Raw genomic sequence first — 23,456 nt, 5'->3', positions numbered from 1 at the left:
CGCTGAAAGAAACAGCCAAGAAAGAGTGTTTATTTCGTTTCTTGCTGAACAGCAGGCTCTGAACTTGGACTTTGATTCACTGTTTGTGCTTCAATCACCTCGGCATTTTGATTTTTTAACTGATCAATTTCTCGTTGTAATTGATTTAATTCACGATATAACTCGTTAAAACGATTCACACTGAGATCACTTTTAAATAGGATCATTTCATTACGGCGTTGCCAGTCATGATTCTTCAAAAACTCAAACATCTCTTCAGCTTTTTTTGTGATCTTAAGTTCTAAAGCAAACAAAGCTTGATCATTATTATGCTGTCGGCTGAATTTTAACTTTTCTTTCATTGGCTCACGCAAGTCTGCTTTCATCTCCAAAGCATCAAGCGCTTGTAAAGCTGTCGCATAAATTTGTTGGTCACGCGTTTGATATTCAGATTGAATTTTTTTCACTTGGACAAACATCTTTTCGGTGTCTTGATATTTATTCTTTTTATCTAATTCTAGGCGACGAACGTTCAGAAACTCATCCCACTTGGCTTGATCTAACTCACGTAAATACATATTTCGTGATTCAATATTGTCTACCCAGTACTTCAAAATAAATTCAGAAAGTACTTTATAGTCACCATCCAAACGCTCATCTTCAACTTTAAAATTCAGAGGGGTCTTCCAATCCTTCGCTTGAACATAAAGCTGCTCAATTTTTTCTGTCATCACCAAATCAAATTGTTGACGTTGCACTTCATCATTTTTTTCATTTTGCGCGTAGGCACAATAACCAAATAATAAGGTCACCATGACGATAACCACCGCTAAAATTCCGCGCATCTCAAACTCCTATCCTTTTTTTGTTTGAGTAATGAATCACTTGCGAACAATGACAAGCACATGATGTGTATTGTATAGCATATTTTTTAAGCAGAATTAGGAATGAATTTAGTGGATATTGCTGTGATTTTGTCGATTTATTCGTGATTCTGTGATCAAGTTTCAATAATTTATTACGCAAAATTCATATTTTCGACAGAAATATATCGGATTGAAACTCTGCGTTTCAGATTTAGACCTTTAATTTTGTTGTCATTGCCCACACTATAGATTCATAAATGATGATTAGAGATTTTTTATGCGTGTAGATGTGTGGTCAGATGTAGTATGCCCTTTTTGCTATATCGGAAAAAAACGTTTAGAAGCAGCAGCTGCTGCAACTGGTGTAGAACTTGAAGTCCATTGGCACAGTTTCCAGTTAGATCCTGATGCACCACCACGTCAAGAAGTCTCAAATAGCGAACGTTTGGCATTGAAATATGGGCGTACTGTCGCTGAAGTTGAAGAAATGCAACGCAATATTGCGGAAATGGCAAAAGCAGAAGGCATCGAGTTCAATTGGGAAAATGCCAACTCAGGGAATACATTTAACGCCCATCGAATTATTCATCATGCACAAAGCTTAGGATTGGGTTCGGAAGCAAAAGAAGCCTTTTTCTATAGCTATATGACCCAAGGTTTAGCCATTGGCGAGCGTGAAACCCTCGAAGATGTTGCTTCGCGCATTGGTTTAAATCCAGTTGAAGTGGATGATATTTTGGATTCTGATCAATATGCCGATTTTGTCCAATTTGATGAAGAACTTGCACGTGATCAATTGAAAGTGACTGGCGTACCATTCTTTGTATTCGATCAGCGTGTGGCTTTAGCTGGTGCTCAACCGACTCAAGTCTTCCAAGATGTGATCAACAAAGTATTAACAACTACCAATGAACAAACAGATCAACCCACTGTTGAAGATGCAGAAACTTGTACTGATGAGCATTGTGAAGTACCACCAAGCAAATCATAAAACACCTTCGACAACCTAAATACGGGCTTAAGCTTGCATGACTTAAGCCATATTTAGACTGTTATAAAAATAGAATTCAGCGTTGCATAAACAAGCCTATTCAAGTGAATCGGAACTGAATATACTTCATGTATAGATTCACTGCATGACTCTATACATGGTAAATTTTTATAGACCTCTTTCCCCAAGGAGGTCTTTTTTTATCTATAAAACAATTATTTAATAAAATTATTTGAGTTTTAAGTCTTCTCATTATCTGTTCTAATTTTAAATGACTATAAATTCATTGTTGTTTATTGTGAATTTTGTTGAACAATTCATTAGAATAGATCAAACATTGATTTTTAATAATATCACGATGCTTAAGCCCATTTTTAATTTTATAAATAAATTCAGTGGCTTAACAATGAAAATGACTTAGAGCGAATATGAAAAGAATCATGCAGCAATTCAAACCGTCAACCTTAAGTCTTGTCTTAAGTTGTAGCTTTTTAAGTACTTTCGTGTATAGCCAAGATCAGATAGATCACTTGACTGATCCTTATCAAACAGATGAAATTAGTGTCAGTAGCGAATTCCCTACTTTAGACTATCCTTTAGAATTTCAACAAAAAGACTGGCCAACATCGGATGAAAATAGCTTAGGTTGGATTAACTACGTTCCTCGCATGGTTGATGCAACGCCGACACTATTCCCAGAACAATCCAATAAAAAAATATACGCTCCGACCCAAATGACTGAAGATTTATCATGGATTGACCGACGTCAAAAATCGATTCGCCAATGGGCAGACCGAACTGCACAGCGAATCGATGGTTGGTTTGGTGAAGGTTATGAAGATGAAACCGCCAAAGCAACGCTACGTGTAATCTTTGATAATAAATGGAATAAGTATGATGATTACGAATTCAAGCCACGTATACGCGGTAAAATCGACTTACCAACCTTAGAGCGTAAATTAAGTTTAGTCTTTGGTGATGATTCACTGGATAATGAAATTGACAACAATATTGCCATTACCAATGAAAATCCCGCTGGTGATCCCGACAAAAATGTCGACACTAAGCGAATCCGTGAAGATAACAGTTCTATCGCCTTACGTTGGTCACAACTGTCTGATAAATTACCTTTCGATTTAGATGCTGATGTAGGTATCCGATCTGGAGATGACATTTATGCCCGCTTAAAGGCAAAAAAAGATTGGACTCTCGGGAATGATTTTTCCTTTCATGCTGAACAAATCTATCGTTATGGTATAGATAGTGAAAATTATCTAAGAACCAATTTGGAACTCACCCAAGCACGTCCAAATGAAGCATTTATTTCAAATCAGCTTTATCTAACTTATGCGGATGAGCAGGATGATGATTGGACTTGGGATAATCGTACCTATCGCCAACATCAGTTTTTCCATGATAACCGCTTTAACTACGGTATGTATGTAGGCGGTTATTACAACGAAGATGATTTACGTATGAACAGTTGGGGACCTTTTGTTTCTTGGCGCCAACCCTTATTCCGCGAATGGTTCTTTGTTCAAGGTGATCTTAACTATTTTAATGACAAGCGTGAAGATCGATCACACTATCCTCGTGCTTTAGTTCGTCTTGAAGCTAGATTTTAGCGCTCGATAATAGTCATAAAAAAGCCCATCATTGATGGGCTTTTTTTGGATCTTAGATTCTCAAATGACAGGCTTTTGAATCACGATACGATCATTACGTGTAATACGTGTTTTTTTAGGAGATGCTTCAGCTTCAGTTTTAGGTAAAACATAACCGACGCGATCTGTGCGTGTGATACGTTTACTATCCACAAAAGGATTAATATCAAATTGTGGAATTTGGTGCTTCACTACGGTTACACGATCATTTCGAACAATTTTCTTCACATCTTGTTCTGCATAAGTGACATTGGTTAAGCTCAAACAAAACATGCTAAATGCGAGCATCATTGAAGTTTTCATAGAATATTCCCAATATTTAATGATCGTTATTATAGATTAATTATTATTTTTTGATATGTTTTACAAATCGAAACTTGGACGTATTTTTTTATCATCAACATCGAAAAAATTTATCTAGTTTAACCCAAAGCTTAAATAGCTCCTTTTGCATCCTACGACGGCGCTGCATTAAAAAAGCCTATCCGAAGATAGGCTTTCGATCACAATTTAAAATATGCGCTTATTTCAATAATAAGCTGTTAATGCGTTTTAAATATGCAGCTGGATCTTCTGGTAAACCACCTTCCGCAATCATCGCTTGATCAAAAATCACATTTGCAAGATCGTCAAATTGTGCTGAACCTTCCAATTTTTTCACTAATGGATGCTCAGGGTTAATCTCTAAAATTGGCTTGCTTTCTGGGACTGCTTGACCTGCTTGTTTTAACATGCGAATCAACTGTGGAGACAATTCGCCTTCACCAGTCACCAGACACGCTGGAGAATCAACCAAACGAGTGGTTACGCGCACTTCTTTGGTTTTGTCTTTTAATGACTCAGACAGCTTTTCAACCACTGGTTTAAACTGCTCAGCTGCCGCTTCTAATGCTTTTTTCTCTTCAGCATCCTGTAAATCACCTAAGTCTACAGCACCTTTTGCGACATTCTGCATTGGTGTCCCGTCAAACTCATGAACAAATTCCATTGCCCATTCATCTACACGTTCAGTCATTAGCAGAACATCGATGCCTTTTTTCTTGAATAACTCAAGTTGTGGCGAGTTTTTAGCAGCGGCTAAGCTTTCCGCCGTTACATAATAAATCGCCTTTTGACCTTCTTTCATTGCTGCTTTGTAGTCAGCCAATGAAGTAGTGACCTCATCATTGTTTGAAGTTGCAAAGCGTAGAAGCTTCAAAATTCGGTCACGATTGGTGAAATCTTCACCCAAACCTTCTTTTAAGACAGACCCAAACTCAGCATAAAACTTCTTAAATTTCTCTTGATCTGCTTCATCTTCAGATTTAGCTAAAGTATCTAAAGTTGTTAAGATTCGACGTGTGTTGCCTTCACGGATGGTTTTAACATCTCGACTTTCTTGAAGTAATTCACGACTCACATTTAACGGTAAGTCTGCGCTATCCACAACACCTTGTACGAAACGTAAATAGTTCGGGATGAGATTATCTGCATCATCCATGATGAAGACACGTTTCACATAGAGCTTGATACCTGCTTTCGCTTCCCGTGAGAAAATGTTGTGCGGTGCTTTACTTGGGATATACAGTAATTGCGTATATTCAGTGCTCCCTTCTACACGGTTATGCGCCCAAGTAATCGGTGCTTCAAAGTCGTGACTTAAGTTTTTATAAAACTCAATATACTGTTCTTCAGTAATGTCATTCTTACTACGTGTCCACAATGCGCTGGCAGAATTAATCGCCTCCCATTCACCCGTTTTGACATACTGGCCTGGTTTGGCTTCTTCTCCCTCAGCTGCTTCTTCTTGTTGCCATACCTCTTTTTCCATTTGAATTGGTAAACTGATATGGTCTGAATATTTATTGATAATTTGCTTTACTTTATAACTTTGCAAATAATCTAATGCGTCTTCGCGCAAGTATAGAATAATATCTGTACCGCGACCTTCTTTTGTAATTTGCTCAACTTCAAATTCGCCTGTACCACCACTGATCCAACGTACACCTTCTGAAGCTTCAGCCCCTGCACGACGTGATTCAACTGTGATTTTATCAGCGACAATAAAGCCAGAATAAAAACCGACACCAAACTGACCAATTAACTGTGCATCTGACTTTTGATCACCAGTTAATTTAGACATAAAGTCTTTAGTACCAGATTTAGCAATCGTACCCAAATTATCAATAGCTTCTTGTTGGCTTAAACCAATACCGTTGTCTGAAATGGTGATGGTTTTATTATCTTTATCCAATTGTACGCGTACACGTAAATCTGGATCATTTTCATAGTATTCAGGATGATTAATCCCTTCAAAACGTAATTTATCACAAGCGTCTGAAGCGTTTGAAATTAGCTCACGAAGGAAAATTTCTGGATTTGAATAAAGTGAATGCGTCACTAAATGTAAAAGCTGAGCAACTTCCGCTTGGAAACTATGTTTTTGTGTATTCTGCTCGCTCATAAACTACTCCTTAAACACATCAAAACAATTTTTTTGAATGCTTAATGAATGGTGTAGCTTCTAATTTTTTCAATGGTCAAAATTAATTTTTTTTAAAAAGGACCTTGTTTGTAAATTCGATCAAGATGTATTTCTAGTTTTTGCTGACGCATTTGATAGACATGATTTAAGCATTGCAAATTTGCTTGGCATTGATCACGTAATTCCAGCCATTTGACTTGTTCATTCTGAATGATTGATCGCATTCCCATCGGTAGTAAACGACGAAGAATTTGATAAGTGGCAGCCATTTTAACATCTGCATCATTCAGGATACGATGTTCACAAACAGCTTTCTCAGTTTCGGACTGCGCTTTTTTGCAATCAAAACTCGCTGCAAATACTGGAACACTTCCACATGCAGCCAGCACAATGATGAGTTTTATGAATTGGTTCTTCATGCATACTACTCTGTTATGAGCTTTCTAGATTATTGAAAAAAATTGTTTTTTTATATGGTATTTTCTACCTGTTATAGTACAACACATAAAAAAAGCCCTATTGAATAATAGGGCTAGGCGCAACTTTATTTTTAGAATTTGTAGCTGTAACCAATGCTATAGATGACTGGATCTATATCTAGCTTGAACTTTGTTGTTCCATCTACAGTCACTTCAGGGTTCAAATCTGCATAACGTACGTCAGCAAATACACCCCAGTTTTTTGCATCAGCTGGTTGGAAATTGAAACCTAACTGCGCTGCATAACCAAAATCTTCTTTTACACTTTGAACGCCTTGCTCATCCCAAGCAATAAATGCTGTTGCACCAAGACCAACATAAGGTGTAAATCGCGAGGTATTTTTAAAATGATATTTCGCAGTCAGTGTTGGTGGTAAATGTTTAATCGTCACTGCATCAGCGCCATTAATCAAAACATCATGGCGAACTGGAGTCGCTAATAATAATTCAGCAGAAATTTGATCATTAAAGAAATATTCCACCGAAGGGGTAAAAGCAAATTCATCATCGGCTTCCACTTTAGCTCCTCCTAGAGCAGCCACAGTGGTATCTTGCGTTGGAGAAATTGCAGATGCACCTACCTTAAGTTGCCATTCTCCTGCCAGTGCATTTGCTGACATCCCAACTAAAACAATCAGTGAAATTTTATTTAACATTATTATAACCTCTGAAAGAAATATCTAAATAAATCACTATTTAAATATAATAAACATGCCAAAAATTAATATGCAACTCTCAAAAACTAAATAAAATATATTTTATTTATAAACAACTGATTATAATAATAATTTATTTTAAATCATACCAATTTAGTCAATTATAAAACCATCAATTATTTTAAATAACCTATTAATCATATTATTTTACTCGGAATTTTTATTTAATCCTACTATTTTAATCTGATTTAAAATAAAAAAGGCGATTATATTAATCGCCTTTTATTCAATCATTTTTTAAATGTAGTTATAGCACCATTGCCGCGATCCAACCAAAAATCATCAATGGAATATTGAAATGAATAAATGTCGGAATCACACTGTCTTTCATATGATCATGTTGACCATCCATATTCAAGCCTGATGTTGGTCCTAAAGTCGAGTCTGAAGCTGGAGAGCCTGCATCACCTAGAGCTGCAGCAGTACCTATGAGCGCAATTGTTGCTGCTGGACTAAAACCAAACTGAATACATAATGGGACATAAATGATTGCAAGAATTGGCACTGTGGAGAATGATGATCCTATACCTAGTGTAATTAACAATCCGATGAGTAACATCCAGAATGCTGCCCAACCTTGACTATCACCAATCCATGCGACTGAAGCCTCAACTAGCGTTGGAACCTGACCAGTAGCGCCGATCACTGCTGCAAAACCTTGTGCTGCGATCATAATAAAACCCACGAGTGCCATCATACGCATACCAGTAATGATGACATCGTCAGCTTCTTTCCACTTGAAAATACCTGCACAGCTTAGGATCGCCACACCGACTAAACCAGCTAAAATCATCGAATCAGAATACAATTGCACTGCAAGCGTTGCTAAAACAGCCCCCCCCGCCATATAAATCGTAAATTTAGAAACCTCCGGTCTCGCAGAACCTTCTTGAACACCCATTTCACCCGAAATGCTTTGTGGTTGTTCTTCGACATGAATGTCACGATATTCTCGTGGTTTACGATAGCTATAAAACACTGCGATTAATAAACCTACGAACATCCCAAACACAGGAATCGCCATCGCAGAAGGGATTTGATCATAATCAATTTGGAAGCCAAGTGGTTCACCAAAAGTATTGATGTTTTGACCTAAAATATCATTTAGGAAAATTGCACCAAAGCCGACTGGGATCAACATATAAGTTGCACATAAACCAAATGTGAGTAGACATGCAACCAATCGTCGATCAAGCTTTAAATGGTTGAATACCATCAATAATGGTGGAATCAATACAGGAATAAAAGCAATATGCACGGGAATTACGTTTTGAGAACAAACAGCCGCTATTGCAACCGTTGCAAAGATGGCATATTTGACACGATTTTGTATTTTAAGATTAGCCTCACCTTTAAGTGAATTAATCATTTTATATGCTAGAAGATCTGGCAAACCTGAACGAGCCAAAGTTAAGGCAAATGCACCAAGTACACCATAAGCTAAAGCAATCTGGGCACCCTTGCCCAAACCACCATTAAACGCTTCCATAGTGCCTTGTAAACCAAGACCAGCCAATAGGCCTCCTGTTACAGCACCAATGATCAGTGCAAATACCACAGGCACACGAGCCAAAGAGAGGCCAAACATGACCCCAATGGCAGCAAGAATTGCAAACATAAGAAATAGGAATCAGACAAAAAAACTATTTTATCAGAATTTGTTTGTAATAAATCTGCTCATCAGGGGTTGATACCTTCACTCGTCAGATTCTATTCGCCTTGCGCATTTTTTTTTGCAAATTGTTTAATATACGATGCGATCTCTTGGGCACGACTTAAAACAGCCCAATGATTCGCATCTAGCTCAACACGTTCAAAACCTGTCGCCCATTTTGGAATTTCGTCAATCAACTCTGGACTTACATATTTATCGCGTTTTAAGACTACCGCTTGAACGGGGCAAATCGCATGACGTTGACGAGGCATCATTAGACGTGGAATAAAGTTTGCCCGATACAGTGCCACACCATACTCACCATCCTTAGAGATATTTTGGTTTACAGGTAAGCCTTTTGTATCTTCAAGAATTTCAAATATTTTGCCCCAGCGATCTGGATTGAGAAAATTCCACATCGTCGGTGCAACTACGGGTAGCTGAAATAGTACGATGTACCAAGACTTAATCAATTGCTTAAAGAACTTTGGTTTTTGATGTTTGAATTGTTCACGCATCCAATAAGCAGCATGGTCCAAGCATGGTCCAGATATAGTGGTATATGAAAGAATACGACCTTTAAATTTAGATTCTGTTACGGATTCCCATGTTTGAATTGAGCCCCAATCGTGTGCTGCCACATGAAAGTTTCGATTTGGCAACAGATGATTTACCACACTCTCCAAATCCAAAGACAGTTGAGCTAATGCATAAGCGCGAATCTTTTTCGGTACGCTCGATTGACCAGCGCCACGCACATCATAAGTCACAACAAAATAATCTTCGATTAAATTCGAAATGATTGGTTCCCATACTTCTTGATTGTCTGGATAACCATGCACAAGCACCAATGCCGGCTTATTCCGATCTCCCCATGTTTTAGCATAGAGTTTTTGTTGATCTGTCGTGTTAATCCAATGCGATTCAAATTGCATAATATGCTCAACCTTTTTTGTTATTGATTGACCGTTTTCTTGGTCTACGATGATTTTCGATCAATGCCAGAATATTTTTTGTACTTTAGTATGCTAACTAATGAAATAAAAATAATTGACCTAAATGAGTATTTTGAAAAAGCTAACGACAATTCCGTTAATCTCCAAGTATATGTTTAATAGCTTTGCACCCTTTCAAGGCGCAGGCATTACTATCGATAAAATCGACTTAAAAAATCATCATATTCGTGTAAAAATGCCACTTACACGAAAAAATAAAAATATTGTGGGTGTCCACTTTGGCGGTAGCCTTTATTCTATGGTTGACCCATTCTATATGACATTACTCATGTATCACTTAGGTGATAAATATATTGTTTGGGATAAGGCTGCAAGCATCGATTTTTTAACTCCTGGTCGTAGCACTGTTTATGCAGATATCCGCATTGATTCCAGTGAAATACAACTCATCAAAGAGCTCGCTAGCAATCATGCTCCTGTTTACCGTAACTATACTGTGAATATTATGGATGAATCAGGCTTACGGATCGCAGAAGTTCACAAAACTGTGTATATCCGTCGCAAGAAGGCAAAAGCCACACGTTTCCGTTAATAAAAAAAGCGCTCTATGAGCGCTTTTTTTTATCACTTTAGCAAATTAACGATTATTTTGTTCTATTGCTTTTGCTCTATCGCTGCTCCTGCACCGCCGCCAATTGCACCACCAATTGCAGCGCCAGAGTTACCACCAAAAATACTTTTACCTACTGCAGACCCGATTGCACCGCCTACACCACTATAAGTGGCATTACGATCTGAGCCCCCTTGAGCTTTACTACCTACAGCGGCACCTGCACCACCACCAAGCGTTGCACCAACACCACCACCAACATTATTACCAACACCACCACCAAGTGCACCGCCTGCAGCAGCTGCACCAATACGCTGTTGATTCGGCGTCATGCTTTCACAACCTGCAAGGAGCATTGTAGATACGGTTGCCATCGCCATGACAGCTGTTAACTTTTTCATCTTGATGTCCCTCTTTGTCTATTTATATAAGCATATCGCGATCTAGAGAATAAAATTTTCAATTTCTGTTACAAGACAACGCGAAAATGATGCTATTTGTAAAGATTTTTTTTCAAAATAGATATTTAGCCTCAAATTCACATTATCAAACTCAATAAAAAAAGGCACCCGTAGGTGCCTTCTTAATTCAGTTTAGATTAAAACTGATCTTCATTTAATGCTTGTGAGAACGCTTGGTCAACTTCAGAGAAGTCATTAACCAATTCGTGTTCAGCAGCTTCTGCTTCTTGACGACGACGCTCTAAGTGGTAAGCCAAACCTGTACCCGCTGGGATCAAGCGACCAACAACCACGTTTTCTTTTAGACCGCGTAAATCATCTTCTTTACCTGTTACAGCAGCTTCAGTTAACACACGTGTTGTTTCCTGGAACGATGCAGCAGAAATGAACGAGTCAGTAGAAAGTGAAGCTTTCGTGATACCCATCAATTGACGTTCAAACTTCGCAGGGAACTTGTTCTGAGCAAGTACTGCTTGGTTTTCTTGGACAACACGGATGTAATCCACTTGCTCGCCTTTGATGAAGCTTGTATCACCACCATCGATGATCTCAACTTTACGCAACATTTGACGTACGATGACTTCAATGTGCTTATCGTTGATTTTTACACCTTGGAGACGATATACGTCTTGAACTTCATTCACGATGTAGTTTGTCAACGCCACTTCACCTTTCAAACGTAAGATGTCATGTGGATTTTGCGGACCATCAGAAATCGTTTCACCACGGTTAACATGCTCACCTTCAAACACGTTAATCGTACGCCACTTAGGAATTAACTCTTCGTAAATCTCTGAGCCATCATCCGGTGTGATCACAAGACGATTCTTACCTTTAGTTTCTTTACCAAAGCTTACAACACCTGAAACTTCTGCAAGGATCGCATGTTCTTTCGGCTTACGCGCTTCAAACAAGTCAGCTACGCGTGGAAGACCACCGGTAATATCACGAGTACGTGAAGTTTCTTGAGGTACACGACCAATTACATCACCCACACCAATTGTTTCGCCATCACGGACAGTCACAATTGTATTTTGTGGTAAGAAGTAGAACTGTTCACCACCATCAACTGTATCTAATACAATCGCTGGACGTAAGTCTTTACCAGAAGCTGGACGAGACGTTACAGGTAAAATTTCAACTGTCGTCATACCAGTTGCATCATCTGTTTTCGATGTTGCAGTCACGCCATCAGCGATTTGGCTGAAACGTGCTTTACCAGCAACTTCTGTTACCAATGGATGCGTATGCGGATCCCAAGTCGCTACAATACCGCCAGCTTCTACCGCACCACCATCTTTAATCAAGATTGAGGCACCGTAAGGAAGTTTATAGCGCTCACGCTCACGACCGATGTCATCAGTGATACCAATCTCACCAGAACGAGATACAGACACTAAGTGACCTTTAGCGTGTTGCACTGTCTTCACATTATGGAAACGGACAAAGCCTGCATTACGTACTTGAACACTGTTCGCAGCAGAAGTTCGGCTCGCAGCACCACCCACGTGGAATGTACGCATCGTTAACTGTGTACCTGGCTCACCAATGGATTGAGCAGCCATTACACCCACTGATTCACCTGGATTCACCAAGTGACCACGTGCAAGGTCACGACCATAACATTTCGCACATACACCAAAAGTAGATGCACAGTTTACTACTGAACGCACTTTAACTTCATCGACACCTTGCTCTTCTAGGTAGTTTGCAAGTTTCTCATCGATGAGTGTATTACGTGGCAGTACCACTTCATCAGAACCTGGTCGCTTCGCATCTTCAGCCAGTACACGACCGAGCACACGAGTACCTAAGTTCTCGATAACATCACCACCTTGAATGAATGGCGTCATTACGAGACCGTCAAAAGTACCGCAATCTGGCTCAGTAATCACTAAGTCTTGCGCTACGTCTACAAGACGACGTGTCAAGTAACCCGAGTTCGCTGTCTTCAATGCTGTATCGGCCAAACCTTTACGCGCACCGTGTGTTGAAATGAAGTACTGAAGTACTGTCAAACCTTCACGGAAGTTCGCTTTAATTGGTGTCTCAATAATCGAGCCATCCGGTTTTGCCATCAAACCACGCATACCTGCAAGCTGACGAATCTGTGCTGCACTACCACGGGCACCAGAGTCAGACATCATGTAGATGGAGTTGAATGATTTTTGTTTCTCATCTTCGCCCTGTTTGTTCTTAACAGTCGTGTAAGACAAGTTATCCATCATCGCTTTCGCTACTTGGTCGTTTGTACGTGCCCAAATATCGACAACTTTGTTATAACGTTCACCGGCAGTTACGAAACCTTGTTCGAACTGTTGCTCAATTTCACGAACTTCAACTTCAGCTTTCTCGATGATTGAATACTTCGCAGGTGGAATCACCATGTCTTCCATACCAACAGACACGCCTGAACGTGTTGCTTGACGGAAACCGAGGTACATCAATTGGTCAGCAAAAATAACAGTATCTTTCAAACCAAGCTTACGGTAGCAAGAGTTGATCAATTTAGAGATGTTCTTTTTGGTCATCTCAACGTTGATTTGCTCGAAGCTTAAACCTTCTGGCACAACTTCCCAAAGTAAACAACGGCCTGGCGTTGTATCAACGATAATGGTTTGTTGCTCACGCTCACCATTTTCATTGATCACAGTTTGATGTACACGAGCTTTAACGCGAGCATGTAAATCAACTTGACCTGTTGCAAGCGCACGGTTTACTTCGTGAGTATCCGCGAACACCATGCCTTCACCTTTGGCATTGATTGCATCACGCGTGATGTAATACAAGCCTAAGACAACGTCTTGCGATGGAACGATGATTGGTTCACCGTTTGCTGGAGACAAGATGTTGTTCGTTGACATCATTAACGCACGAGCTTCTAATTGAGCTTCAAGTGTTAATGGAACGTGTACCGCCATTTGGTCACCATCGAAGTCGGCGTTGAACGCAGCACATACGAGTGGGTGTAGACGGATTGCTTTACCTTCAATCAGTACAGGCTCAAATGCTTGAAGACCTAAACGGTGAAGTGTTGGCGCACGGTTCAACATCACTGGATGTTGACGAATCACAGATGCTAGAACGTCCCAAACTTCTGGAGTCTCACGCTCAACCATTTTCTTCGCAGCTTTAATGGTAGTTGCTTGACCAGACGCTTGTAATTTCGCGAAAATAAACGGCTTGAATAACTCAAGTGCCATTTTCTTAGGAAGACCACATTGGTGAAGACGTAAAGTAGGACCTACAGTAATTACCGAACGACCAGAATAGTCAACACGCTTACCAAGTAAGTTTTGACGGAAACGACCTTGTTTACCTTTGATCATGTCTGCCAAAGATTTAAGAGGACGTTTGTTCGAACCCGTAATCGCACGACCACGACGACCGTTGTCTAACAATGCATCTACAGACTCTTGTAACATACGTTTTTCGTTACGTACGATGATGTCTGGAGCAGCTAGGTCAAGAAGACGCTTTAAACGGTTGTTACGGTTAATCACACGACGATAAAGATCGTTCAAATCAGATGTCGCGAAACGACCACCTTCAAGTGGTACAAGCGGACGAAGATCTGGTGGAAGTACTGGAAGTACAGTCAACACCATCCATTCTGGTTTGTTATTCGACTCTTTGAACGCTTCCATTAACTTCAAACGCTTAGATGCTTTCTTAAGCTTCGTTTCAGAAGTTGTATTCGGAATTTCTTCACGTAAACGAGAAATCTCAGCTTCAAGATCAATGTCTTTCAACAAATCTTGAACTGCTTCAGCACCCATTTTCGCAGTGAATTCATCACCGTGCTCTTCTAATGCTGTGAAGTATTCTTCATCATTCAGAAGTTGGTATTTTTCGAAAGGAGTCATACCAGGATCTGTTACAACGTAAGATTCGAAATACAATACACGTTCGATATCACGTAGCGTCATGTCTAAAAGAAGACCGATACGGCTAGGCAGTGATTTTAAGAACCAAATGTGTGCAACTGGTGAAGCAAGCTCAATGTGACCCATACGTTCACGACGAACTTTCGCAGTTGTTACTTCAACGCCACATTTTTCACAAATGACGCCTTTGTATTTCATACGCTTGTATTTACCACACAAGCATTCGTAATCTTTTACTGGACCAAAAATTTTGGCACAGAATAAACCATCACGTTCAGGTTTGAACGTACGATAGTTAATTGTCTCTGGCTTTTTAACTTCACCATGAGACCATGACTTAATCATTTCTGGTGACGCAAGACCAATACGGATGCGATCAAACTCTACAGGAGCATGACCGTCTGAATCCGTCTTTTTGCGCATGATATCGAGCAAGTCTTTCAATTTTTTTCTCCGTGTGTTGTGGAGATTTTCACTTCACAACTGGGTCACAAATATTGTTTTTTAACTGAATTGGTAATCTCCCCTAACCCCTCTTTTTTAAAGAGGGGAAAGTCTCCCCCTTATCAAAGGGGGCTTTAGGGGGATTTAGTCACCATTTTTCAGTTCAATGTTGATACCTAAAGAACGGATCTCTTTGGTCAATACGTTGAACGATTCAGGCATACCTGGGTCCATATAATGGTTACCATCTACAATGTTCTTATAGATACGGGTACGACCCTCAACGTCATCCGACTTCACAGTCAGCATTTCTTGAAGCGTATAAGCTGCGCCATATGCTTCGAGTGCCCAGACCTCCATCTCACCGAAACGCTGACCACCGAATTGTGCTTTACCACCAAGCGGCTGTTGCGTTACAAGCGAGTAAGAACCTGTAGAACGCGCATGCATCTTGTCATCAACCAAGTGGTTCAATTTCAACATGTACATGTAACCTACAGTTACAGGACGGTCAAAACGTTCACCAGTACGGCCATCATACAGTACTGTCTGACCAGTACGTGAAAGACCAGATAGTTCTAATAACTCTTTGATTTGACCTTCTTCGGCACCGTCAAATACTGGTGTTGCAAGTGGAACACCTTTACGGAGGTTGCCTGAAAGTGCCAAGATTTCATCATCAGTTAAGCTATCAAGATCTTCTTGCTCGCCACCAACTTTGTTGTAAATCTTGTCTAAGAATTCACGAAGTTCAAGTACAGTACGTTGTTCTTTCAACATTTGATCGATCTTGTCACCAAGACCTTTCGCAGCCATACCCAAGTGAGTTTCAAGAATCTGACCCACGTTCATACGTGAAGGTACACCTAGTGGGTTCAATACGATATCTACTGGAACACCATTCGCATCATGTGGCATGTCTTCAACTGGCAAGATGTTTGATACAACACCTTTGTTACCATGACGACCCGCCATCTTATCACCAGGCTGAATACGACGTTTTACTGCTAGGTAAACTTTAACAACTTTCAATACGCCAGTTGTTAACTCATCACCTGTAGAAAGCTTACGTTTTTTCTCAGCGAATTTCTCATCGATTTCAAGACTCTTTTCTTTCAAGAATACTTGAATTTGAGTTAAACGCTCCGCGATGCCTTCATCTACTGGTTGGATATCAAGTAGATCAACAAGTTCTAGATTTGAAAGAACTTCATCAGTTAACTTATCGCCACGTTTTGTTGTACCGCCGCCATTAGACTCTTGACCATTCAACAAACGTACAACGCGCTCACGTGCAGCTTCTTCGAAGATTTTGTATTCTTCTTTCAAATCTTTACGGTATGCATCAAGTTGAGCTTTTTCAATCGCTTGAGCACGTTCGTCTTTCTCGATACCATCACGAGTAAACACTTGAACGTCGATGACTGTACCCTTCGTACCAGATGGAACACGAAGTGAAGAGTCTTTCACATCAGCTGCTTTTTCACCAAAGATTGCACGAAGCAATTTTTCTTCAGGAGTCAACTGCGTTTCGCCCTTAGGTGTTACTTTACCAACTAAAATGTCACCAGCAGTTACTTCAGCACCGATATAGACAATACCTGATTCATCAAGCTTAGAAAGTGCAGCCTCGCCTACGTTCGGAATATCAGCAGTAATTTCTTCAGAACCAAGTTTAGTATCACGCGCAACACAAGAGAGTTCTTGAATGTGAATAGACGTCAAACGATCTTCTTGAAGAACACGCTCAGATAATAAGATCGAGTCTTCGTAGTTATAACCGTTCCAAGTCATGAACGCGACACGCATGTTTTGACCAAGAGCCAATTCACCGCCATCAGTTGATGGACCATCAGCAAGTACATCACCACGACCAACTTTGTCGCCTAGGTTCACAAGTACTTTTTGGTTAATACATGTGTTTTGGTTTGAACGTGTGTATTTAATCAAGTTGTAGATATCTACACCTGCTTCACCCGCAACCATTTCATCTTCATTCACACGAATAACGACACGAGATGCATCTACGTATTCAATACGCCCGCCACGTTTCGCGATCACACACACGCCTGAGTCATGCGCCACGTTCGCTTCCATACCTGTACCAACAAGAGGCTTGTCAGCAATCAGCGTAGGAACAGCCTGACGTTGCATGTTTGAACCCATCAATGCACGGTTCGCATCATCGTGTTCAAGGAATGGAATCAGTGACGCAGCCACAGAAACAACCTGCTGAGCAGATACGTCCATGTGCGTTACTTTTTCTGGCGGCATACGTACGAAGTCACCTTGGTGACGAACAGATACGAATTCTTCTGTTAAGTTGCCATCTTTATCCAATTGAGAATCGGCCTGTGCAATCACAGTACCTACTTCTTCAATTGCTGATAAATATTCAACTTCATCCGTTACACGACCATCAACAACTTTACGATATGGAGTTTCTAAGAAACCAAAGCTATTCGCTTTCGCATATACAGATAATGAGTTGATCAAACCAATGTTTGGACCTTCAGGCGTTTCAATTGGACAAACACGACCGTAGTGAGTTTGATGTACGTCACGTACTTCGAAGCCCGCACGTTCACGTGTTAAACCACCTGGACCTAATGCTGATACACGACGTTTGTGTGTAATTTCAGACAATGGGTTGTTTTGATCCATGAACTGAGATAACTGGCTTGAACCAAAGAATTCTTTGATTGCAGCCGCTACTGGTTTAGCATTAATCAAGTCTTGTGGAGACAAGTTATCTGTCTCTGCTTGTGATAAACGCTCTTTCACAGCACGTTCAACACGAACTAGACCAACACGGAATTGGTTTTCTGTCATTTCTCCAACAGAACGCACGCGACGGTTACCTAGGTGGTCGATATCATCGACTTCACCTTTACCGTTACGGATTTCAACCAGTGTTTTTAATACGTCAATAATGTCATCGTTTGAAAGAATACCTTCAACTTCACGCGACTTCTGATCTGTACCCACTTCGTAAGGACGACCCAAACGACGGTTGAACTTCATACGACCGACTGGTGATAAATCATAACGTTCAGAAGAGAAGAACAAGTTATTGAACAAGTTTTCTGCAGCTTCTTTCGTTGGTGGCTCACCTGGACGCATTACCTTGTAAATTTCTACAAGCGCTTCTTCACGACCAGAAGTCGTATCAGCACGTAATGAATCAGCTACGAATGAACCGCGATCGATGTCATTGGTATAAAGTAGGTTAAATTGCTTAACGCCGCCTTCAGCAATTTTAACCATCACTTCATGGCTAAGAACCGTGTTTGCAGCAATCACATCACCATTGTGTAATGTAATGTCTTCAGCAGTAATACGCTCATACAAATATTCATCAGGTACTGGAAGTTTAGTTAAGCCTGCAGCTTCCATTTGACGAACATGACGCGCATTAATACGTTTACCTTGCTCAACGATTGTCTTACCGTCATTATCTGTGATATCAAATTGTGCCATTTCGCCACGCAGACGCTCTGGAACCAAGTCAATTTGATAGCTGCCCATGTCTAGATATACAGGAACTTTTTCATAGAACATGTCTAGAATTTGTTCGTTTGTATAGTTCAAGGCACGAAGAATCACAGTCGCAAGTAACTTACGACGACGGTCAATACGTACGTATACTAAGTCTTTAGCATCAAATTCAAAGTCTAACCATGAGCCACGGTAAGGAATGATACGTGCAGAATAAAGCACCTTACCACTTGAATGCGTCTTACCTTTGTCATGATCAAAGAACACACCAGGTGAACGATGTAATTGAGATACGATTACACGCTCAGTACCATTGATCACGAACGTACCGTTCTGTGTCATAAGTGGCATTTCACCCATGTACACTTCTTGTTCACGTACGTCTTTAATTGATTTCGTTTCGCGATCTTTAATGATCAAACGAATTTTTACGCGCATTGGTGCCGCATAAGTTGAGCCACGAAGAATACATTCGCGAACGTCAAACTCTGGTTTACCAAGGCTATACTCAACGAATTCTAAAGCAGCATTCCCAGAATAACTTTCAATTGGAAAAACTGAACGAAATGCGGCTTGGAGACCGATATCTTCGCGGTTTTTTGGTGTTTTGCCATCTTGAAGGAACGTTCTGTACGAGTCGACTTGAATCGCGAGCAGGTACGGAGCATCCATCACTTGGGGCAATTTACCAAAATTCTTACGGATCCGTTTCTTTTCGGTATATGAGTATGCCATCTGGAGTCCTCGGAAAGTAAACTAAACCCGCCTGCAGAACGGGTCTAGAAGGAATTACGCAGGTCGATATGACCACCACTTTGTTCAAATGCTGCAATGTTCAGTGGTATTAAAACGCTTAACAATATTTTTAAACATGGAAAAATATTGGTAAGCGTTTGATTTTATTCAATTATAGTTGGTATTGATGATTTTTACATCAAGTTAACAAAAATCGAGCCGATAATTGTAACGCAAAAAGGCTGATGACCCAAGAGCCATCAGCCAATTTTTGGGGTCAAATTAATATTGGCCCCATGGCGAAATTACTTAACAGTAACTTGAGCACCAGCTTCTTCAAGTTTCTTCTTAAGTTCTTCAGCTTCTTCTTTAGAAACACCTTCTTTAAGAAGAGCTGGAGCGCCTTCAACTAAATCTTTAGCTTCTTTAAGACCAAGACCAGTAGCTTCACGAACTGCTTTAATTACAGCAACTTTGTTAGCACCGAAAGAAGTCAACTCTACGTTGAATTCAGTTTGTTCTTCAGCAGCAGCAGCGCCAGCACCTGGAGCAGCAGCTACAGCTACAGCAGCAGCAGATACATTGAATTTCTCTTCAAAAGCAGAGATAAGTTCAACAAGTTCAAGAACAGTTTTTTCAGCAACTGCGTTTAAGATTTCTTCGTTAGTTAAAGCCATGAGAATAACTCCAAATGGATATTGAATGGTGTGGAAATTGATTTATTAAGCTTAAGCAGCTTCTGACTCGTTTTTCTCTTTGAGCGCAGTAATAAGGCGACCCAATTTCGAAATAGGAGCTTGAAGAACGTTTGCAAGCATAGTAAGCGCTTTTTCTTGGTTCGGAAGGTTCGCGATTACGCTAACTTCAGCACCTTGATAAACCTTGCCATCGAATGCAGCAGCTTTAAGTTCAAATGCTTTATTAGTTTTAGCAAATTCTTCAAACAAACGAGCAGCTGCGCCCATGTCGTCTTCAGAAGTCGAGAAAGCTAAAATTGTTGGGCCAACAAGGTTGTCGCTCAAGATATCGAACTGAGTATCTTGAAGAGCACGTTTAGCTAAAGTATTACGCACGATACGTGTAGTAACACCTAGTTTACGAGCTTCAACACGAAGAGCAGTTAATTGCTCAACAGTTAAACCTTGGTAGTCAGCAACAACAGCAGTGAAAGCAGTAGAAGCAACAGCGTTAACTTCAGCTACGATCTGTTTTTTGTCTTCGATAAGAAGAGCCATTGTAAAACCTCCTAACGGTGATTTATGTACTCACGCGAAGTACACTCCCAGTTCGTTAACTCATCACTGAGTCAACACGCGGAGGATGAACTAAATCACACCACCGCGTCTACGCAGGCTGGAATATTAAGAGCGAAGCATAAAACTCCCCTCGCCTGAGGTCTTTGACGCTGATAAATTCTCATTTACCAATTCAAAGTTTGCCTAAGTTCGCAAGAAATCCAAAACCGGTATCTTGCGTAAGATTTGAAGCAACGCTTCAAATCTTACTCAGGGCTTTAAAATTCTGTCTAAGTTAAACTTAGTTAGAAACGTTAGTTACATCAATAGTAAGACCAGGACCCATAGTTGAGCTTAAAGTGATCTTTTTGATATAAACACCTTTAGAAGTTGCAGGTTTTGCTTTCTTAAGGTCAGCTACAAGAGCTTCAACGTTTTGACGAACAGCTTCAGCAGTGAAACCTACTTGACCGATCGCAGCATGGATGATACCCGCTTTGTCTACACGGTAACGTGCTTGACCAGCTTTTGCATTTTTAACTGCAGTCGCTACGTCAGGAGTTACAGTACCCACTTTAGGGTTTGGCATTAAGCCACGTGGACCAAGGATTGTACCCAACTTACCTACAACGCGCATTGCATCTGGAGCAGCAATCACTACGTCAAAGTCAAGGTTACCCGCTTGAATGCTTTCAGCAAGGTCATCAAAACCAACTACGTCCGCGCCTTCAGCTTTAGCAGCTTCAGCAGCAGCACCTTGAGCAAACACAGCTACACGTACAGTTTTACCAGTACCTGCAGGAAGTGTAGTCGCGCCACGAACAACTTGGTCAGATTTACGAGGATCAACACCTAGATTTACAGCTACATCCAAAGATTCTTTGAATTTAGCAGCTGGAAGGCTAGAAAGTACTGCTACAGCTTCTTCCAAAGTATAAACTTTGTTCGCTTCTACAGCAGCTGCAATCGCTTTTTGACGTTTAGTTAATTTAGCCATGTCTTAAAGCTCCACTTCCAAGCCCATAGAACGTGCAGAACCAGCAATGGTACGTACACGCGCGTCTAAGTCAGCACCAGTTAAATCTGGTTCTTTAGTAGTCGCGATCTCTTCTAATTGAGCACGAGTCAACTTACCAACTTTAGTTTTGTTAGGTACAGCTGAACCCTTTTGGATACCAGCAGCTTTCTTAAGCAGAATAGCAGCAGGCGGAGTTTTCATGATAAATGTGAACGACTTGTCGTTGTACACAGTGATCACTACAGGAATCGGAAGACCAGCTTCAAGTTTTTGTGTAGCAGCATTGAATTCTTTACAGAATGCCATGATGTTTACACCACGTTGACCTAGTGCAGGACCGATTGGTGGAGATGGATTCGCTTTACCAGCTGGAACTTGCAGCTTGATATAGCCGTCAATCTTCTTAGCCATTTCAATTACCTCTGGGTACAAACGCCGGTTAAGGCTCCCCAATATTTACAAGTAACGATACCGTTACAACAACAATGCCCGATTAATAAAATCGGGCGTTTTCAACCAATTCAGATTAAATTGTTTTTTCGACTTGGCGAAATTCCAATTCAACTTGAGTTGGTCGATTGAATACATTAATCGTCAACGTTAAGCGTGACTTTTCGTACTGAACTTCTTCCACCACACCTTTAAAGTCTGTGAATGGACCATCAGTAACCAATAATTCTTCGCCTGGCTCGAACATTGTCTTAGGACGAGGTGCTTCGCCAGTATTGCGTACACGTGCAAGAATCGCGTCAGCTTCTTTTTGCGTAATTGGAGCAGGCTTTTCTGCCGTACCACCAATAAATCCGAGTACTTTTGGACATTCTTTAACAATGTGCCAAGTATCGTCATTCATTTCCATTTCAACTAACACATAGCCAGGAAAGAATTTACGCTCTGACTTACGTTTCTTACCATCCTTCATCTCTACCACTTCTTCGGTAGGAACAAGGACTTCACCAAAGCTATCGGCAACAGCGCTACGCTGGATTCGATCATTAAGCGAACGCATCACTTGTTTTTCATAACCTGAATAGGCATGAATAATGTACCAACGTTTCATAGCTCTTTTACCCGATAATAAACTTCATCAACCAACTAATAATGTAATCAAAACACCATAAACCAATAGCGGTGATTACAACAACAAGTAACACTTGCCATGATGCAGTTACTGTTTCTTGCTTTGTTGGCCAAATCACTCGACGCAGTTCAATGCGTGAGTCTTTCAACAAACGAACAAAGCCTTTGCCTTGATGGGTGGCGTATAATAAACCTAAAGCCACAACGATACAAGCCAAAATCACCCCAACACGCACCCAAATATTGTTTGCGGGAACCCAATATGCTGGAAGATGTTGATTTACCATAAGTGCACCAGCAAGTAATGCCAATGCAATAATCCATAAAATCACGTCAACTGGTGAACCAGATTTAACGACTTCAGCGGAATTGTTTCTTTGAGGAATTGGCGCGTCGCTTAATGCGTCACGCGATTTATCATTCGACATTTTTGTACTCGTCGTTGAATTCGCGACTTATTATATGACCAGTTTAGCCAGCATCAAGCTTTTTATCAAAAATAATTTGGCAGGCCAGGAGGGACTCGAACCCCCAACATTCGGTTTTGGAGACCGACGCTCTACCAATTGAACTACTGACCTATAACAAAACCGAGAATCGAAACTCTCGGTTTTCGTTTGTACTTCTATTATGCAGTTACTTTCGCAACAACACCAGCACCAACTGTACGACCACCTTCACGGATCGCAAAACGTAGACCTGGGTCCATTGCGATTGGG

At 40.5% G+C, this 23,456-nt stretch carries 20 protein-coding genes and 1 tRNA gene; 3 read left to right on the top strand and 18 right to left on the bottom strand.

Going from position 1 to position 23,456, the window contains the following annotated elements:
- Positions 1–29: 29 nt before the first annotated feature.
- Positions 30–824, bottom strand: coding sequence for a hypothetical protein (locus tag AC1M9I_RS07620; protein WP_481610879.1), 795 nt, complete (start codon positions 822–824; stop codon positions 30–32).
- Between the two features lie 298 nt (positions 825–1,122).
- On the opposite strand from AC1M9I_RS07620, the gene AC1M9I_RS07615 reads away from it, so the two are divergent.
- Together AC1M9I_RS07615 and AC1M9I_RS07610 are read left to right on the top strand one after the other, a co-directional pair.
- Positions 1,123–1,836, top strand: coding sequence for a DsbA family oxidoreductase (locus AC1M9I_RS07615; RefSeq protein ID WP_481610878.1), 714 nt, complete (start codon positions 1,123–1,125; stop codon positions 1,834–1,836).
- Positions 1,837–2,264: 428 nt separating this feature from the next.
- On the top strand, positions 2,265–3,461 hold the full coding sequence (locus AC1M9I_RS07610) for a hypothetical protein (protein ID WP_481610877.1): 1,197 nt from the start codon (positions 2,265–2,267) through the stop codon (positions 3,459–3,461).
- 60 nt (positions 3,462–3,521) lie between these two features.
- Here the strand turns inward: AC1M9I_RS07610 and AC1M9I_RS07605 are convergent, their stop codons facing one another.
- The 6 genes from AC1M9I_RS07605 to AC1M9I_RS07580 form a co-directional block, all read right to left on the bottom strand.
- Complete coding sequence (locus AC1M9I_RS07605; protein WP_481588578.1) at positions 3,522–3,803, bottom strand: hypothetical protein; 282 nt, start codon at positions 3,801–3,803, stop codon at positions 3,522–3,524.
- 220 nt (positions 3,804–4,023) lie between these two features.
- A complete protein-coding gene (htpG, locus tag AC1M9I_RS07600) occupies positions 4,024–5,943 on the bottom strand; it encodes a molecular chaperone HtpG (protein ID WP_481610876.1) in 1,920 nt (639 codons plus the stop codon).
- A gap of 92 nt (positions 5,944–6,035) precedes the next feature.
- The gene (locus AC1M9I_RS07595; protein ID WP_481610875.1) at positions 6,036–6,383 is read right to left on the bottom strand and encodes a lysozyme inhibitor LprI family protein; all 348 of its coding nucleotides are present in this window, start codon (positions 6,381–6,383) and stop codon (positions 6,036–6,038) included.
- Positions 6,384–6,514: 131 nt separating this feature from the next.
- Positions 6,515–7,099 carry an OmpW/AlkL family protein gene (locus AC1M9I_RS07590; protein WP_481610874.1) on the bottom strand — a complete coding sequence of 195 codons (585 nt, stop codon included), beginning with the start codon at positions 7,097–7,099 and terminating at the stop codon, positions 6,515–6,517.
- A gap of 307 nt (positions 7,100–7,406) precedes the next feature.
- Entirely contained in the window at positions 7,407–8,777 is a 1,371-nt protein-coding gene (locus AC1M9I_RS07585) for a Na+/H+ antiporter family protein (RefSeq protein ID WP_092766629.1), read from the bottom strand.
- A gap of 92 nt (positions 8,778–8,869) precedes the next feature.
- Positions 8,870–9,748 (bottom strand): alpha/beta fold hydrolase, encoded by an 879-nt coding sequence (locus tag AC1M9I_RS07580; protein WP_180028978.1) that lies wholly within the window; start codon positions 9,746–9,748, stop codon positions 8,870–8,872.
- A 124-nt stretch (positions 9,749–9,872) separates the two neighbouring features.
- Between AC1M9I_RS07580 and AC1M9I_RS07575 the strand changes: the two genes are divergently transcribed.
- On the top strand, positions 9,873–10,361 hold the full coding sequence (locus AC1M9I_RS07575) for a DUF4442 domain-containing protein (protein ID WP_035265952.1): 489 nt from the start codon (positions 9,873–9,875) through the stop codon (positions 10,359–10,361).
- Positions 10,362–10,423: 62 nt separating this feature from the next.
- Here AC1M9I_RS07575 and AC1M9I_RS07570 read toward each other — a convergent pair whose 3' ends face one another.
- The 11 genes from AC1M9I_RS07570 to AC1M9I_RS07520 form a co-directional block, all read right to left on the bottom strand.
- Complete coding sequence (locus tag AC1M9I_RS07570; RefSeq protein WP_481594792.1) at positions 10,424–10,780, bottom strand: DNA transfer protein p32; 357 nt, start codon at positions 10,778–10,780, stop codon at positions 10,424–10,426.
- Positions 10,781–10,977: 197 nt separating this feature from the next.
- Complete coding sequence (rpoC, locus tag AC1M9I_RS07565; protein ID WP_035265945.1) at positions 10,978–15,171, bottom strand: DNA-directed RNA polymerase subunit beta'; 4,194 nt, start codon at positions 15,169–15,171, stop codon at positions 10,978–10,980.
- Positions 15,172–15,315: 144 nt separating this feature from the next.
- Positions 15,316–19,404 carry a DNA-directed RNA polymerase subunit beta gene (rpoB, locus tag AC1M9I_RS07560; RefSeq protein WP_092766627.1) on the bottom strand — a complete coding sequence of 1,363 codons (4,089 nt, stop codon included), beginning with the start codon at positions 19,402–19,404 and terminating at the stop codon, positions 15,316–15,318.
- 305 nt (positions 19,405–19,709) lie between these two features.
- Positions 19,710–20,081, bottom strand: coding sequence for a 50S ribosomal protein L7/L12 (gene rplL, locus AC1M9I_RS07555; protein WP_035265942.1), 372 nt, complete (start codon positions 20,079–20,081; stop codon positions 19,710–19,712).
- Between the two features lie 51 nt (positions 20,082–20,132).
- Positions 20,133–20,639, bottom strand: a complete 507-nt coding sequence (gene rplJ / locus AC1M9I_RS07550; protein ID WP_481610873.1) for a 50S ribosomal protein L10 — start codon at positions 20,637–20,639, stop codon at positions 20,133–20,135.
- Between the two features lie 301 nt (positions 20,640–20,940).
- The gene (gene rplA, locus AC1M9I_RS07545; protein ID WP_035265940.1) at positions 20,941–21,636 is read right to left on the bottom strand and encodes a 50S ribosomal protein L1; all 696 of its coding nucleotides are present in this window, start codon (positions 21,634–21,636) and stop codon (positions 20,941–20,943) included.
- Positions 21,637–21,639: 3 nt separating this feature from the next.
- Positions 21,640–22,068 (bottom strand): 50S ribosomal protein L11, encoded by a 429-nt coding sequence (gene rplK, locus AC1M9I_RS07540; protein WP_004813566.1) that lies wholly within the window; start codon positions 22,066–22,068, stop codon positions 21,640–21,642.
- A 115-nt stretch (positions 22,069–22,183) separates the two neighbouring features.
- Positions 22,184–22,717, bottom strand: coding sequence for a transcription termination/antitermination protein NusG (gene nusG / locus AC1M9I_RS07535; RefSeq protein ID WP_035265938.1), 534 nt, complete (start codon positions 22,715–22,717; stop codon positions 22,184–22,186).
- Between the two features lie 7 nt (positions 22,718–22,724).
- Complete coding sequence (secE, locus tag AC1M9I_RS07530) at positions 22,725–23,165, bottom strand: preprotein translocase subunit SecE (protein WP_035265936.1); 441 nt, start codon at positions 23,163–23,165, stop codon at positions 22,725–22,727.
- A 77-nt stretch (positions 23,166–23,242) separates the two neighbouring features.
- Positions 23,243–23,318: transfer RNA gene (locus tag AC1M9I_RS07525), tRNA-Trp, on the bottom strand.
- Positions 23,319–23,365: 47 nt separating this feature from the next.
- Positions 23,366–23,456: EF-Tu C-terminal domain-related protein (locus AC1M9I_RS07520; RefSeq protein WP_019509660.1), on the bottom strand; the 91-nt coding region annotated here is incomplete at its 5' end.

The organism is Acinetobacter sp. ANC_7553, assembly GCF_056779895.1.
The sequence above is the reverse complement of the archived record's forward strand: the minus strand, read 5'-3'. Positions and strand labels throughout refer to the sequence as shown.